The organism is Richelia sinica FACHB-800 (genome assembly GCF_014698825.1).
Classification (GTDB): Bacteria; Cyanobacteriota; Cyanobacteriia; order Cyanobacteriales; family Nostocaceae; genus FACHB-800.
Genome location: NZ_JACJTT010000027.1, coordinates 1 through 15,009, shown reverse-complemented (window position 1 = coordinate 15,009; position 15,009 = coordinate 1). Strand labels below are relative to the sequence as shown.

Sequence of the window (15,009 nt, the reverse complement as noted above, 5' to 3'; positions counted from 1 at the left end):
CACTACTTCATTCCCCCACAGGAGAATCATCCCCAATCTTCTTCCCTAATTTCCTCATGATCAACATCTAAGTAAATCTCATCCATTATGATGATAAATGAGTATTTCTACTGAAAATTGAGATAATCACTAAAAAAGTCAATAAAATAAATAATTCACACAAACTTAAATTATCAGCACACCCCCAACTAAATTGAAACATATCTAAATACTGTACTATCTGTGATTAGCCAATCCTTATCCTTAAAACTACAGTAATTTTTTAAGTTTTTTTTATGAAAGATATTTCCACCAAGATATACAAAGGCAACATATTAATAGTTGATGATACCCCCAACAACCTGCATTTACTGTCCAGTATGCTGGAGGAGCAAGGCTACGAAGTCCGGTGTGCCAATAGTGGAGCCATGGCCCTAATAGCAGTCAGTACAGAACATCCTGACATCATCCTGCTAGATATTAATATGCCCGATATGAATGGCTACGAAGTTTGCCAAAGGTTAAAAAATGACCAACAAACCCAAGACATCCCAGTCATTTTTCTAAGTGCCCTCAGCGAAACCATTGATAAAGTCAAAGCCTTTCGTCTTGGTGGTGTAGACTACGTTACCAAACCCTTCCAACTCGAAGAAGTCCTAGCTAGAATCGAAACCCAACTTAACTTAAGATGGATGCAGTTAGAACTTCAACAAGCAAAAGCACAAGCAATTAAAGCCTTAGAACAGGAACAAGAACTCAATCGTCTTAAATCTGAGTTCGTCTCCATGATTTCCCATGATTTTCGGACTCCTCTCACCACAATTCAAGGTTTTGCCGGTTTACTACAATGTGGAGTTCAATCTCTCTCCCCAGAAGTCATCAATCGCTATATCGATAAAATTAACAACGCCGTTGATCACCTACTCAACTTATTAGATGAGATCCTGCTCATCGGCAGCATGGAAGTCGGCAAAATGCAACATAATCCTGTAGAAGTAAATTTAAAAAATTTTTGTACCGACCTCATCGACTCCTTACAATGCGGAGTTGGTAATCAACACCAACTCCGTTTCACCTGTCAACAAAGCTCTACTCAAGCAGAAATAGACATCACCCTGCTTCAGCAAATCCTCAATAATTTACTCTCCAACGCCATTAAATATTCTCCCACCGACTCCCAAATTACCCTAGAGCTAGATTGTCAACCTGAGATTGCCATTTTTCGAGTTAGAGACAAAGGTATTGGCATCCCTTTAGAAAATCAACCACATCTATTCACCGCATTTTATCGTTGCCACAATGTGGGCAAAATCAAAGGCACTGGTTTAGGACTAGCAATTGTCAAAAAGTGTGTAGAAGTTCATCAAGGCAATATTTTCCTAGACAGCACAGAGGGTCTAGGTACAATAGTCACCGTCTCTCTTCCTCGTTATCCCCAGCCAGAATAATCAAGATTCTAAATCCTGAATTATCACATTTGTCACCTCTTGACTATCAACCTCGGTGGGAGCATGACTAACTTTTAATTTCACCCACACAAAAAATGGAATAGCTAACAGTTGAGTAGTGCTAGAAAAGGCAACTAACCACATAATTGAACCATCGTATAAAAAGCCCATCAAAGCACTGCCGACAAACCATGCCAAACCATAACCAGTGCTAAAAATTCCATAAGCAGTAGCCCGTTTAGCCATGGGTACCATACCAGCAACTGCGGCTTTGAGGATCGATTCCTGCGCTCCCATGCCTATGCCCCAAAATGCTATCCCCAATAAAGCCAAATGAGTATCACCTAAAAATACGCAGGGTGCAAATAAAGCAGAAATCAAAGCCGCAACTACCAAAATAGTAATCCCTACCCTGTCAAACAAGTAACCAAATATCAACGCTGCCACCGCATCTACACCCATAGCCATAGCGTAGAATAAAGGTATGGTTTGACCAGAAGCTATTTCTTGTTTTTGGAAATGAAAAGCAATCAATGGAAAATCAGCATAACCCGCCGCAATAATGGCCACCGCACCCAAATAAATCCAAAATATTCGTGGTAGCTTTGAGTCTTTTTCCACAATAGTTTCTGTCTCAAAATCACTGGGATTTGGGTACAAAAACTGTAAGAACAACAATATAATCAATCCCAACACCGCAGGGATGACCAAAATAGTAAAACCATTGTGATATTCCCCTTGGAAATAAACCATTGCGGCTACAGCCAACGGACCCATCACCGCACCAGTTTGATCCATCGCCTCATGTAAACCAAAACCAAAACCTTTACCAATTTGGCTGACACCATAGGATAGTAAAGCATCTCGTGGTGGGGTTCTGACTGCTTTACCAGTTCGTTCTGCCATCATCAGCCCTGCTGCTACTTCCCATCTACCAGCAAAAGCTAAAAGTGGCACAACTGCGGTATTTAATATGTAGCCTAAAGTAGTAATTCCCCAATATTTGCGAGTCTGGTCGCTCAGGTAACCAATTACTAAGCGCAAACCATAGCCAATTAACTCCCCAAATCCAGCTACCAAACCTACAACAGTGCCACTAGCCCCCAAGACTTGTAAATAAGCACCTGTAATGCTGCGTGCTCCTTCGTAGGTTGCATCTGCACACAAACTTACAAATCCTAATAAAACCACAAACTTCAAAGCAGCTGTTTTTTGTTGCATACCTGATTTATGACTAGAAATTCCTCATTGATTAAAACATGGTATGCTCCCCGGAAATTTCTACTGCCTCATCATTTCTCAAACTGCAATTTCCCGGCCAAAACTGCTTAATCATCTTCATATTCTGCCCAGGAATTAGGAGTTTCAGAAACGGCAACTTTTAGCTTTACATCAGATGTTAATCGCTTTTTAGTTTCATCATAAATATATTGAGCAATCATCTCCGCAGTTGTTTCATATTCAGGAGGCATAACCTCATTGAGTACACAATGATCTAATCCTCCTTTGGTTACATCTTGTTTAGCCCAACGCAATGTTCTAAAGTCCGCAACCATCACCGGATGAGGACAATATTGGGATGCAGATAACTTTGATGCTTGTACCTCTATTCTCACCTTATAAGTATGTCCGTGCATCCTTCCGCAAGGCCCATCATAATCTTTGATGTAGTGGGCACTATCAAAACTAAACTCTGTCACCAGTTTCCACTTAGGCATGTAGATATCACCTCCTGAATAATGGGGAAATCGTCATTTACTTAACCTAAATTTGTACCACTCTTAACTCAATCTTGGCTCACAGGGTGAGTTTTAGTCAGAAGATAATGAAGAAACTCATCTAAACAACTAAAAAACTGTCGGTATTTAGATGTATAAGACCCTGCTCTTCAGCATCCACCACAAGATAGCTTATATCCAAGACTTGCTTATGGTCGAACAGGTAAATCAATTCGTGACATTTTCACCGACCACCTCATTGATCTAAGCAGAGGATACAAGAAACAAAAGTATTTTTTTCATCAAATTTAAGGAGTGCAAATGGTTGAAGCTATCGCTGTGGCTTGGCTATTACTGTTTTCTGGCGATTTTTTGTCTACTTTCTTTTACCATGTACCTGAGCATGTATTTGGTAGCCTCCACTTAAAAACACATCATTCTTGGAAGAAGGACTTTCGTCACTACGCTATTTTAACTTTCAACCTTCAAGTGTTGTTGGACGGTATTCTCGGTGCTGTACCCTATTTAGCCGTAGCTGTATGCCTTTGGCATTTCTCCAATATTGGTGTTATTGCTGGCTTGATATTGGGTCAGTTTCACGTGTGGTGGAGACACACAATGGTTTTGGGTTGGGAAACCCCCACAGTTGTGCGTTGGCTTTGTCTGTTGCTGTTTATCACCACCCCTGAACAGCATTGGCTACACCACCAAAAAACTAACTTGGGTTTCGGGGATATTTTCACATTCTTTGAACTGCCTGCTAGAACCTGGATGCGCTGGTTACGGTTTTTGCGGTTCCATCTACGCTCTTGTGCAGAAACTCGCGTTTCTACCTGATTCTCATTTACAAACGGAAAGTATGGTCAATACATAATATAATCAGATTATATTAAAAGATTGACTTTTCGCTTTGGCTAATGCCAATTCTCCTAAAATTGATCCTAAAAATCTCTGTAAAGCTTGACTCAAAAGCTTTTTTTATTTTTATAGGTTTACTTTTTATCTTGCTTTCAAATTTACTATCTTTGCCTGGGTAATAGCTGGACTATTACCCAGGAATCGGAAATGAATGCTATGTTACAGATAATACTGTTTCCCTGGATTCGTCGTTTTATCCAGATGCTGGTACCTAATTGGGATTAGTCAGGATGCAAAACGGTATAATTCCATTTCAGACAATGATGACTTCTCGTTCAGTTGGTGTGGGACAGAAGTAGTGCTGGACACACAGCCAGGTTACAGCTAGTCTTAAATGGGAGATAAATATAATATCTGTAAATTCCAAGGAATCAAATGGCACTTAAATTTGTGTATTTTTATTAACTATATATTTTTGTCTTTTACTGGGAATTGGCGTTCTACGTTGAATAGATAGGGGTAAATATTAAATCATCTCCCCTTTGTATAATCTAGGTAAAATAAACACTCTAACTACATTCGTGTCATACATAAATTTATGTTTCAAGAGGCAGTGAAGTTGTTTGCGTGATAATAATTTATGTTTTATTTTATACTTAATTGTGTACAAGTCATCTTGAACACAAAATTACAGTTAAAAGTCAATATTTGTTACATCATTTAAGTGTGTTGCCAACAAAAACTGAAGTTAATTAATTGGAATCTAAGGTAGAGGCATGTCAAACAATGAGCAGGAAAAAATACGCCATCTATTAGTCGTCCAAGACACCCAAGGACAGAGAACAATACCATTGTTAGAAGCTACTTACTCTTTGGGACGTGATTCAAGAAATGCTATTGTTCTGCGTTCTCGGTCTGTATCTAGACAACATGCAATTTTATTGCGAGTTACCATACCGAATACAGAACAATATGGGTTTCGGATTATTGATGGTAACTTTACAGGTAAAAGAAGTACCAACGGCTTATTTGTTAATGGGAATAAATGCTTTTCTCACTTCCTTCAACATGGTGATGTAATTGTCTTTGGTAATCATCAAGCCCAAGCCAAATACTATGCCATTGCTAATCTGTCAGAGCAAGAATTTTCTCAATCTTGTGCAGCAGAAGATATATCGAATTTTTTATCCGCGCAAGGTAGCCCTGCTAATCCCTTTGATACCATTATTGTTCCAGATAGTAATTTTGAAGGGGCTGGAGAAGCTGCACTTACTCGTCTTGCATCCTTTCCCGAATTGATTCCCAATCCAATTATTGAAATGGATTTAGAGGGAACAGTAACTTATTTAAATCCTGCCGCAACACTGAAGTTTCCTAATCTCAGACAAGTGGGTCAAAAGCATCCAATTTTAGCCCAATTGTTAGATTTAGTACAAACTCAACCAGGCAATTCTTTTTTGCGGGAGGTTGAAGTAGGGGGAGAAATATTTGAACAGTCTATTCATTATTTACCAGAAAGCGATTTAATTAGAACTTTTATAGTTAGAGAAATTACTGAACAAAAACAAGCAGAAGCAGAATTGAAGCAACGCGATCGCTTGTTACAAGCTGTGGCTGAAGCTGCTAATTATTTGCTTGTAGATATGAATTACAAAAGTGGGATTGAAAAGGCTTTAGCTGTTCTGGGTACAGCAGCTAATGTAGATCGAGTATATTTATTTCAAAATCATCTTAATGGAAATACAGAAGAGATTGCTTTTAGTTTGCGATTTGAATGGACTAAATCGGGTGTCGTAGCTTCTCAACAACATTGGCAAAACTTATGTTATCAATCATGTGGTCTCAATCGATGGTACGATACGCTTTTAAGTGGTAAATCTATTAGTGGACGCACCCAAGAATTACCTGCTAGTGAGCAGGAATTTTTAAATCAGTATCAAATCCAGTCTCTGCTACTTGTACCTCTGCGGCTAGAAGAAGAATTTTGGGGTTGTTTGGGTATGGTAGACTGCTTCTCAGAAAGGCATTGGTCTAGACATGAAGAGTCTACTCTTTTGAGTTTTGCTGCTAGTATTAGTGGTGCTCGTCAGCGTCAGCAGGTGGAAGAAAAGATTCGTTATCAAGCCATGCATGACTTGTTGACTGGTTTGCCTAATCGTTTACAGTTTAACGATTTGCTGGACAAAGCTATCCATACAGCTTTGGCAGACGAGGAACCTTTAGCTGTAATGTTTCTAGATTTAGACCGTTTCAAGTTAATCAATGATACTTTGGGGCATACCGTTGGTGATGAGTTGTTAAAGAATGTAGCCCAAAGACTACAAGATTCTTTACGTCCTGGAGATACTATTGCTCGTTGGGGAGGTGATGAATTTACCATTCTCTTACCCCAAATTACTGCTACTGAAGCAGTGAATAATCTTGCTCCCAATATTTTACAAGTTCTAGAAAAATCCTTTATCGTTCATGAACATGAACTTTATGTGAGTGCAAGCATTGGCATCGCTTTATTGGATGAAGATAGTCCTGACGCAGAAACATTAATCCAACATGCAGATACTGCCTTATATTATGCTAAAGATGAAGGCAGAAATAACTGTCAATTATATAAAGTATCTTTAAGTGCTAAAACTCCAGAAATCCTCAGTTTAGAAAAAAGCTTACGTTGTGCTTTAGAACGAAAAGAATTTATTGTCTATTATCAGCCTCGCGTAAATATCATTACGGGAGAGATTACTGGGATGGAGGCCTTGCTACGTTGGCAAAACCCAGAAATGGGAGTAGTTGCACCTAATGTGTTTATTCCCCTAGCTGAAGAGAGTGGTTTAATTATTCCAATTGGGGAATGGGTAATTCGTGAAGTTTGTACTCAAAACAAAGCCTGGCAAGAAGCTGGTATGACACCTATGACTATTGCCGTCAATCTTTCACCGAAGCAGTTTCGTCAACCAAATTTGCTAGAAAAAGTGGCGGAAATTTTGGAGACAACGGGATTAGAACCGCAATTTTTAGAATTAGAAATTACTGAATCAACTGCCATTGAGGATCTAGATTTTACTCGCAGTGTTTTAAAGGATTTAGAGAAAATGGGTGTTTATCTTTCAATTGATGATTTTGGTACTGGTCATTCTTCTTTATCCCGGTTGCAAATGTTGCCACTCCATACTCTCAAAATTGATGGTTCTTTCATTAAACAATTGAGAAATGATGATAAGGTAGGTCATATTATTAAAGCGATTGTGACTTTGGGTCAAAGTCTAGGTTTAAGATTGACGGCTGAAGGTGTTGAAAGAGCAGAAGAAATAGATTTCTTGAGGTCAATTAATTGTGATTATGTCCAAGGATACTTTTACTATCGTCCCCTTTCTCCTCAGCAAGCAACTGAGGTACTCAAGAGCGAATCACAGAAAATTGCAGAAGGAAAACATACTATTTCTGAAATATAGTTATTAGCAATTTGTCATCTCAGGTGACACATTACTTTTGTTTTTCTACTAAATTGTCACAGGGACAAAGAAAAGTTATCACGTTGTTGAAAATAGTTGAAAAACTTGAAAGCTTACACGGTTGTAAAGCTCAAAGTGTTTTCCACTACTGCCTAGTTTATACAGCATTTTTCCTGTAATTGGAGTAGACAAGGGCAGGCAAGACTTGTCTGAGCTTGTCGTTTGAGCAGCGTGGCTTTAGCCATAGTATGCCCACCCCACAAAAGTTTTACTCTTTATGTCTGTACATCATTTGTCGGCAATATGCTATAAGTTTTCTCTAGTTAATGATGTTAGATTTGAAACCTGATGGGTTTCTTGTATTTAGCATATTGTCAATATCTCTCGGTATTTTCATTAAATAAAAATTATACCAAGTCCACACGCATTAATATAATAATTAACCTTATCTTCATATAAACAATGTATAAAAAAGCATAAGGAATGAAATAATAATTTTACACCGCTGATAGAAATAAAAACTAATTAGCTCTATGGAATTTGATTTATCAACAGGACTTTTATCTGTTCCTACCAGTAAATTAACGATTGATGAATATCCACCAGAAGTTAGTGATATACATAGTAATCGGGTTTATTTCTCTCTAGTTATCCCTACTTTTAAAGAACGGGATAACATCGAAAATATAGTAAAAATTTTAAGTGAGTTACTAGACAATTTTATACCTGATAATTATGAACTGATAGTAGTAGATGATGATAGTCCAGACCGAACTTGGGAAGTAGCACAATCTTTATTACCAGATTATCCTCAATTGCGAGTGATGCGAAGGCAACAAGAACGGGGCTTGTCTTCCGCAGTGATTCGGGGTTGGCAAGTGGCTAGAGGTGATGTTTTAGGTGTGATAGATGGAGATTTACAGCATCCACCAGAGGTACTTACACAATTATTAGAAAAAGTGCAGCAGGGGGCTGATTTAGCAGTAGCTAGTCGTCATGTCGATGGTGGTGGTGTAAGTAGCTGGAGTGTGGTCAGACGGTTTTTATCTCGTGGGGCCCAAGTATTGGGACTGATTATTTTGCCGGGGGTGTTGGGAAGAGTTTCTGACCCTATGAGTGGTTATTTTATGGTCAAGCGGAGTGCGATCGCTAATGTGACTCTCAATCCCGTTGGTTATAAAATCCTACTGGAAGTAATCGGCCGAGGCATGGTGAGGGAAATAGGGGAAGTTGGTTACGTTTTCCGAGAACGCACAGAGGGTGAGAGTAAGGTTACATGGAAGCAGTATGTAGATTATATCCGTCACTTGTTAAGGTTACGTCTAACTACTGGTAGAGTCGCCAAATTCCGCCAAAAAGTTAACTTTCCTCTGGGTAGATTCCTGCGTTTTGGTTTGGTGGGACTGAGTGGGGTATTTGTAGATATGGCAGTGTTTTATTTACTCAGTGACCCCGCAACCCTAGCTTTACCATTAACTCCCAGCAAATTTATTGCTGGAGAAGTAGCAGTTTTTAATAACTTCTTGTGGAATGATGCTTGGACTTTTGCTGATGTATCTATTAATCAGCGTGGATGGAGAAAAAGATTAAAACGTTTTCTCAAATTCAATGTTATTTGTTTGGCAGGACTGGTTTTAAACATCATCGTCTTAAATTTGGTCGTTAATTTCCTGATTCCTAACCCCTATATTGCTAATCTAATTGCCATTGCTGTAACTACAATTTGGAATTTCTGGGTTAATTTAAAATTGAGTTGGCGCGTTACTGATGTCAAGTAATTTGGAAATATTTTTATGATTGATTTGCCAGACATCATACAGCAGAAGGCAGAAGGCAGGAGGTGAAACATAGTTGCTGTTTGAGTTTTGGTTTTCAGTTTGTACCTCATTGATTTGCAATCTGCCGTATGAGAGCTGATTCGTAAAGAAAATCTTAAGGACACGCAATTCATTGCTGGGTATGGCTTTCGGAAGATAAATCCTTGATATGCTCAAATTTCTGAAACCCTTACCGTACAAAGATTTTACTTGAGTTTACAAATTAGCTCTGAGAGGGAAATTCAGTCAAATGAAATACATCAAACGTTATGTAAAGAAAAATCAACTCATTTTTGAACTCATTCTTGAAATTATTTTTGAGTTAATTTTCTTAATATTCTTATTTCTATTGGTACTCTATCTAGAGTATGAATTAGCGGTTTCTTTACTATGGCAATTTTACTTAGTGATGGCTGGTTTCTCACTCATATTACTCTTGCCAGCATACTTGCTATATCGGCGGAAACAAGTATTGTGGCTTTTCCTTGGTTTCAATATTAGTTTATTAGCTCTACACTTTGTGACTCTCAGTCCTGTAAAACCATTCACCAAGTTTTATCTGGACATTAAAAATGGGATGAAAATTGAGGAAGTGCAAGGCTTATTTAACTACCATTTTCCTAAAGAGGGAAGATTTCGTCAACCGGAATGGTCACTCAATGAGATGCGGGAAAATCTTAACTCTGATCAAAAAGGTGTTGTTATTATCTCTGACCAGAATTTAAATTACATTCTTGACCCAACTGATGGTCGTTACAATGCAGAAATATTAATTGTGTATTTCCAGAATGGCAAAGTGGTAGAAACCAAATATTTACCTGATTAATTCCTAGTTGTTGAATGCAGGTTAATTAGTTCATGAATTTGAAATACTCTTGATACGGAAATTAACCACGATTTTGGAGAAAGTTTAAGCCCAAAAACAAAGCTGCTACCGTTCCCGATACGGAAATTTTACCTTGTAAAATCTGATCTAAAACAGCATTTAGAGGAATTAATATTACTTCTATCTCTTCTGTAACATCTAAACACTGATTTCCAACTTTAACCACATTTTCCGCTAGAAATAAATGGATTAAATTCGTATCTTTGCTTGGTTTGTCGTGAATGGTGGCAATTTTAATCATATTTTCGGCTAAATAACCGGTTTCTTCTCTGAGTTCCCTAATTACGGCAGCTTCTGGACTTTCTTTCTGCGGATCAAAACTACCTGCTGGTAGTTCTATGAAAAAATCCCCTACTGCATGTCTGTATTGACGAACAAAAACTACTTCTTGATTGTTCGTAATTGGTAAAATGAGAGCAATATCAGGTTTAATATAAACAAAATAGTCATCAATGACTTGACCATTTGGTAATTCGATTTCATCTTGTCTGATTTGGCAAAAATGATGATTTAAAACCATCCGAGAATTTAAAATCTTCCATTTACTTAATTCAGTCATTAATGTAAAAATAGTATTTTCTAAGTTAGAATCTATAAGAATTTTAGTCAAAATATATGCAAATATATATAAAATTATTTACAGTTAATAAGCGATTTCCTTTAACTATTAGTCGAGGCACAACGGCACAGACGACTAATGTGTGGGTGACAATTAGCCATGATGGAATTGAAGGTTGGGGTGAAGGTTCACCTTTTGGTGTGGGCGATCGCAGACAATCAACGGATACAATCAAAGATAGTTTAGAGCAAGTAGCCCCTTTATTAACATCCTTCCATCCCTGGCAACGACAGGAAATAGACACTCTATTGATTCAGCAGCAAGTTCCTTCCGCAGCTAGGGCAGCTATTGATATGGCCCTCCATGATTGGTTTGGTAAGTATGTAGGGTTGCCTTTATGGCAAATTTGGGGCTTAAATCACAATGCCATTGTCCCTACTTCCGTCACCATCGGCATTAACTCTCCAGCAGGTGCGAGGCAAAGAACGCGGGACTGGTTAGACTTTATGGATGTGCGGCTGTTAAAGGTAAAATTGGGGTCTCCAGAAGGCATAAAAGCAGACCAGGAAATGTTGTTAGCGGTACGGGAGGAAGCACCAGAAACGGAATTATTTGTGGATGCTAATGGGGGATGGAGTTTAAATGATGCGATCGCTATGTGCCATTGGCTAGCAGATTTGGGTATAAAGTATGTAGAACAGCCATTACCACGGGGTGAGGAAGGACATTTGCCCACTCTCAAACAAAATTCTCCTTTGCCCATCTTCATCGACGAAAGTTGCTTTACCAGTACGGATATTCCTCGATTTGCTGACGCAATAGACGGTGTTAATATCAAGTTAATGAAATCAGGTGGCTTAACTGAAGCATTACGGATGGTGCATACAGCGAAAGCCCACGGTTTACAGGTGATGTTTGGCTGTTATTCTGATAGTTCTTTAGCTAATAGTGCTGCATCCCAACTAGCACCTTTAGCTGATTATTTAGACTTAGATAGCCACTTGAATTTAATTGATGATCCCTTTACAGGTGCAGTAGTGGCAGAGGGAAGGATTTTACCGCAAAATTTACCAGGTTTGGGGGTACAAAAAAGTGCGTTTGCCGCTTAATCAAAGAATTGCTATTCTCCTCCATGAAGGTTTAAGTGGAAGTCAAGGGAAAACAGGCTTATCAATTTTACGCTACAGTGAATCGCCGATTGTGGCGGTAATCGACCGTCAGGCTGTTGGTAAATCTATACCAGAATTAACTGGTATCAACCGAGATGTACCCATTGTCCCATCCTTGTCTGCTGCTTTAGTATATCAGCCAGAAGTCTTGGTGATTGGTATTGCTCCCAAAGGTGGTGCTGTTCCTGATGATTATTGGACAGACATCAAAGATGCCTTAAAAGCAGGAATGTCTTTAGTTAATGGTTTACACACACCTCTAGCTAGCATTCCAGAGTTGAATGCGCTGTTGAAACCAGGACAATTAATTTGGGATGTGCGGAAGGAACCCAGCAACATCGAAATCGCATCGGCAATGGCGCGAAATCTCCCCTGTCGGCGGGTGTTAACAGTGGGAACAGATATGGCCATAGGCAAAATGTCCACTAGCTTAGAATTAAATCGAGCCGGAAAATTGCGGGGTTTGCGGTCTAAATTTTTAGCTACTGGTCAAGCTGGTGTGATGTTAGAAGGAGATGGCATCGCTTTAGATGCGGTGCGGGTAGACTTTGCCGCTGGTGCAGTGGAACAGCTAGTTATGCGCTTCGGTCAACACTACGATATTTTACATATTGAGGGACAAGGTTCTTTATTACACCCCGGTTCAACTGCTACATTACCTTTGATTCGGGGTTCCCAGCCAACACACTTGATATTAGTGCATAAAGCAGGACAAACTCATAACCGTAATAACCCCCATATCCCCATTCCCCCCTTACCAGAAGTGATCAAACTGTATGAAGCTGTGGCAAGTGGGGGGGGTGCATTTGCACGAGTTCCTGTGGTGGGAATTGCTTTAAATACCAAAGATTTAGATAAATACCAAGCTGAAGATGCGATCGCTCAAACTATAGCTGAAACCAATCTACCTTGTACAGATCCCGTCCGTTTCGGTGCAGAAATCCTATTGGATGCTATTTTGCAAACCGTCTAAACTCAGCCAGAAAAATTTTTGCTGATTATCTTTATCCATAACTAACGTGATTCCATAACCGTTTCCCGTCAAAATGTGCAGCAAAAATCCTGTCAAGTGTGATCAATATAATATTACCAGTGGCAGAAATGCGATCGCACCTCTGCTTCTGGGATAAATTATCATTACTATGGCTAATTTACTTATGCTCTTCCAATAAAGCGTGATGGGAAACAATCGCTTTCATTTTCAAATTAGTCAACTCTATAATTGCATTAATTAATTCTTTCTGGTCTTTATCTAAATTCACTGCATCTAAAGCACTATCTAAATCCTTACCGGAGTGTAATTCGTGAGTTAGTTTTCTTCGTTGTGACAAATCTAAAACACCAGAGATGTCTCTATTTCGACGCTGACGTACAGCTTGAATTTCTTGGTGTTCTTGGGGAGTCAAGTCATCTTCAGAAAAAGTGAGGGTATGATGAGTATTTTTACTAGTTGTAGTAAAAATTTCACGCGGAGAGGGAAAAAATTGATTAGCTTCGGCAACGGGAACATTGAAAGAGAAGAATAAGCAAACAAAAACCAGTGCCAACGCCAACAGCCGTTTTGTCAATTGTATAACCATATTGATTACAACCTAAATCAGATTTGAGGCCAGGTTATCGTCAAGCCGTTCTAATTTTCCTATGTATGAGCCTTTATTTCACATCCATAGGATATTTCAATCTATTGAATATCCCTATTGACAAGTTAAAAGACAGGAAATAGGGAAAAAGCTGACTAACTACCCGTTGCCAATTGTCAGCTATCAGTCTGTCTCTATATTGGAGGTGAGAAGCAGTAGATAATGTTTTCTCTATAACTAAACTCAAGAATTGATAATAAAGAAAAATATATAACTCATATTAAAATTATATTCTTTTATATTTTCAGATTCGACGCTATCATCAAGGCTATTGCCAGAGGTAATAGTCATGAGTGAACAGCTTTTAGACAAAGAAGCAAATTTTACCGTTGTCCAAGATAGCGACATTGATTTAGAGTCAGCTTTTCGGGAATCTCATGTACAAGAAATTCTGGATAAATTAGACCAAGAATTGGTTGGTTTAAAATCCGTCAAAAACAAAATTAAAGAAATGGCAGCTTTGCTATTGGTTGACAGGATTCGTAAAAGTCTTGGTTTAACTGCGGGTGCACCTAGCTTACACATGACCTTTTTAGGGAACCCAGGCATGGGTAAAACCACAGTAGCAATGCGAATGGCGGAAATTCTCTATCGTTTGGAATATATCCGCAAAGAAAACGTCATGTTAGTTACACGAGACGATTTAGTTGGGCAAGGAATTGGACAAACAGCACCAAAAACTAGAGAAGTTTTAAATAATGCCATGGGTGGTGTTTTGTTAATTGATGAAGCCTACACATTATATCGTCCAGATCATCCAGGAGATTTTGGTTTAGAAGCAATAGAAATTATCATGCAAGTGATGGAAAACCAGCGTGATGATTTAGTTGTGATTCTCGCTGGTTATAAAGACCACATGGAAAGATTTTTCCATAGTAATCCTGGTATGAATTCCCGCATTGGTCTACATATTGAATTTAATGATTATGGCGTTGATAATTTGATGATTATCGCCCAAAGCATCTTAAAAGCTCAACATTATTGTTTTAGTCCAGATGCAGAAAAGGCTTTTCGAGAATATTTAATTCGTCGGAAAACAATGCCTCATTTTGCCAATGCGCGGAGTGTTCGCAACGCTATAGATAGGGCAAGATTGCGTCAAGCTAATCGACTATTGAGTAGTGGTAAACGTTTAAATAAGCAGGATTTAATCACCATTGAAGCCGCAGATATCCTTGCTAGTCGCGTGTTTAGAGAAGGGGTTCCTGATTGCGAACCAGAAAATTAAATATTTTGGCAAGACAGGAGTCATCGTACTGATAAATACGAATTACTGGTAGGGGTTTAGCATTGCTAAACCCTTATCCAAGCATGTCTATCATCATTAAATTTAGCTTTTTACAGCAGATTGCAAGTGTATGAGGTACAAACATGAATAATATCAGAAGTGTTGAATGTTAAGAAAAATGCGATAAAAACAGCCCAAAATATGTTAGATTTTGGGCGAAACATTAAAGTATATCTATTTGATAGTGATTATAAATTCATT

The 15,009-nt window shown here is 38.6% G+C and carries 12 protein-coding genes; 8 read left to right on the top strand and 4 right to left on the bottom strand.

What is annotated here, in order from left to right; all coding sequences use genetic code 11:
* The first annotated feature begins 275 nt into the window (after nucleotides 1-275).
* Nucleotides 276-1,427 (top strand): hybrid sensor histidine kinase/response regulator, encoded by a 1,152-nt coding sequence (locus H6G73_RS17040; RefSeq protein ID WP_190606620.1) that lies wholly within the window; start codon nucleotides 276-278, stop codon nucleotides 1,425-1,427.
* Here the strand turns inward: H6G73_RS17040 and H6G73_RS17035 are convergent, their stop codons facing one another.
* Together H6G73_RS17035 and H6G73_RS17030 are read right to left on the bottom strand one after the other, a co-directional pair.
* Complete coding sequence (locus H6G73_RS17035) at nucleotides 1,428-2,648, bottom strand: MFS transporter (protein WP_190606619.1); 1,221 nt, start codon at nucleotides 2,646-2,648, stop codon at nucleotides 1,428-1,430. It lies immediately after the preceding gene.
* 107 nt (nucleotides 2,649-2,755) lie between these two features.
* The gene (locus H6G73_RS17030; protein ID WP_190606617.1) at nucleotides 2,756-3,145 is read right to left on the bottom strand and encodes a 6-pyruvoyl trahydropterin synthase family protein; all 390 of its coding nucleotides are present in this window, start codon (nucleotides 3,143-3,145) and stop codon (nucleotides 2,756-2,758) included.
* Nucleotides 3,146-3,466: 321 nt separating this feature from the next.
* Between H6G73_RS17030 and H6G73_RS17025 the strand changes: the two genes are divergently transcribed.
* The 4 genes from H6G73_RS17025 (at nucleotide 3,467) to H6G73_RS17010 (ending at nucleotide 10,092) form a co-directional block, all read left to right on the top strand.
* Entirely contained in the window at nucleotides 3,467-3,982 is a 516-nt protein-coding gene (locus H6G73_RS17025; protein WP_190606615.1) for a fatty acid hydroxylase, read from the top strand.
* Nucleotides 3,983-4,779: 797 nt separating this feature from the next.
* A complete protein-coding gene (locus tag H6G73_RS17020; protein ID WP_190606613.1) occupies nucleotides 4,780-7,449 on the top strand; it encodes an EAL domain-containing protein in 2,670 nt (889 codons plus the stop codon).
* Nucleotides 7,450-7,982: 533 nt separating this feature from the next.
* Nucleotides 7,983-9,227: a glycosyltransferase gene (locus tag H6G73_RS17015; protein WP_190606612.1), complete on the top strand. Its 1,245-nt coding sequence runs from the start codon at nucleotides 7,983-7,985 to the stop codon at nucleotides 9,225-9,227.
* A 289-nt stretch (nucleotides 9,228-9,516) separates the two neighbouring features.
* Nucleotides 9,517-10,092, top strand: a complete 576-nt coding sequence (locus tag H6G73_RS17010) for a hypothetical protein (RefSeq protein WP_190606610.1) — start codon at nucleotides 9,517-9,519, stop codon at nucleotides 10,090-10,092.
* Nucleotides 10,093-10,153: 61 nt separating this feature from the next.
* Here the strand turns inward: H6G73_RS17010 and H6G73_RS17005 are convergent, their stop codons facing one another.
* A complete protein-coding gene (locus tag H6G73_RS17005) occupies nucleotides 10,154-10,711 on the bottom strand; it encodes an NUDIX hydrolase (protein WP_190606701.1) in 558 nt (185 codons plus the stop codon).
* 56 nt (nucleotides 10,712-10,767) lie between these two features.
* Between H6G73_RS17005 and H6G73_RS17000 the strand changes: the two genes are divergently transcribed.
* Nucleotides 10,768-11,820: a dipeptide epimerase gene (locus H6G73_RS17000; protein WP_190606608.1), complete on the top strand. Its 1,053-nt coding sequence runs from the start codon at nucleotides 10,768-10,770 to the stop codon at nucleotides 11,818-11,820.
* Nucleotides 11,804-12,853 (top strand): DUF1611 domain-containing protein, encoded by a 1,050-nt coding sequence (locus H6G73_RS16995; protein WP_190606606.1) that lies wholly within the window; start codon nucleotides 11,804-11,806, stop codon nucleotides 12,851-12,853. Before H6G73_RS17000 ends, H6G73_RS16995 begins: the two co-directional genes overlap by 17 nt.
* A 178-nt stretch (nucleotides 12,854-13,031) precedes the next feature.
* Here the strand turns inward: H6G73_RS16995 and H6G73_RS16990 are convergent, their stop codons facing one another.
* A complete protein-coding gene (locus H6G73_RS16990) occupies nucleotides 13,032-13,460 on the bottom strand; it encodes a hypothetical protein (protein ID WP_190606604.1) in 429 nt (142 codons plus the stop codon).
* Between the two features lie 349 nt (nucleotides 13,461-13,809).
* On the opposite strand from H6G73_RS16990, the gene H6G73_RS16985 reads away from it, so the two are divergent.
* The gene (locus tag H6G73_RS16985) at nucleotides 13,810-14,748 is read left to right on the top strand and encodes an AAA family ATPase (RefSeq protein WP_190606602.1); all 939 of its coding nucleotides are present in this window, start codon (nucleotides 13,810-13,812) and stop codon (nucleotides 14,746-14,748) included.
* Nucleotides 14,749-15,009 lie beyond the last annotated feature (261 nt).

What these genes read in the sequence shown, in the direction of transcription:
- H6G73_RS17010 (WP_190606610.1), top strand. Translation starts at nt 9,517, where the DNA reads ATGAAATACATCAAACGTTATGTAAAGAAAAATCAACTCATTTTTGAA.
- H6G73_RS17000 (WP_190606608.1), top strand. Translation starts at nt 10,768, where the DNA reads ATGCAAATATATATAAAATTATTTACAGTTAATAAGCGATTTCCTTTA.
- H6G73_RS17020 (WP_190606613.1), top strand. Translation starts at nt 4,780, where the DNA reads ATGTCAAACAATGAGCAGGAAAAAATACGCCATCTATTAGTCGTCCAA.
- H6G73_RS17030 (WP_190606617.1), bottom strand. Translation starts at nt 3,145, where the DNA reads ATGCCTAAGTGGAAACTGGTGACAGAGTTTAGTTTTGATAGTGCCCAC.
- H6G73_RS17040 (WP_190606620.1), top strand. Translation starts at nt 276, where the DNA reads ATGAAAGATATTTCCACCAAGATATACAAAGGCAACATATTAATAGTT.
- H6G73_RS17005 (WP_190606701.1), bottom strand. Translation starts at nt 10,711, where the DNA reads ATGACTGAATTAAGTAAATGGAAGATTTTAAATTCTCGGATGGTTTTA.
- H6G73_RS17015 (WP_190606612.1), top strand. Translation starts at nt 7,983, where the DNA reads ATGGAATTTGATTTATCAACAGGACTTTTATCTGTTCCTACCAGTAAA.
- H6G73_RS16985 (WP_190606602.1), top strand. Translation starts at nt 13,810, where the DNA reads ATGAGTGAACAGCTTTTAGACAAAGAAGCAAATTTTACCGTTGTCCAA.
- H6G73_RS16990 (WP_190606604.1), bottom strand. Translation starts at nt 13,460, where the DNA reads ATGGTTATACAATTGACAAAACGGCTGTTGGCGTTGGCACTGGTTTTT.
- H6G73_RS17025 (WP_190606615.1), top strand. Translation starts at nt 3,467, where the DNA reads ATGGTTGAAGCTATCGCTGTGGCTTGGCTATTACTGTTTTCTGGCGAT.
- H6G73_RS17035 (WP_190606619.1), bottom strand. Translation starts at nt 2,648, where the DNA reads ATGCAACAAAAAACAGCTGCTTTGAAGTTTGTGGTTTTATTAGGATTT.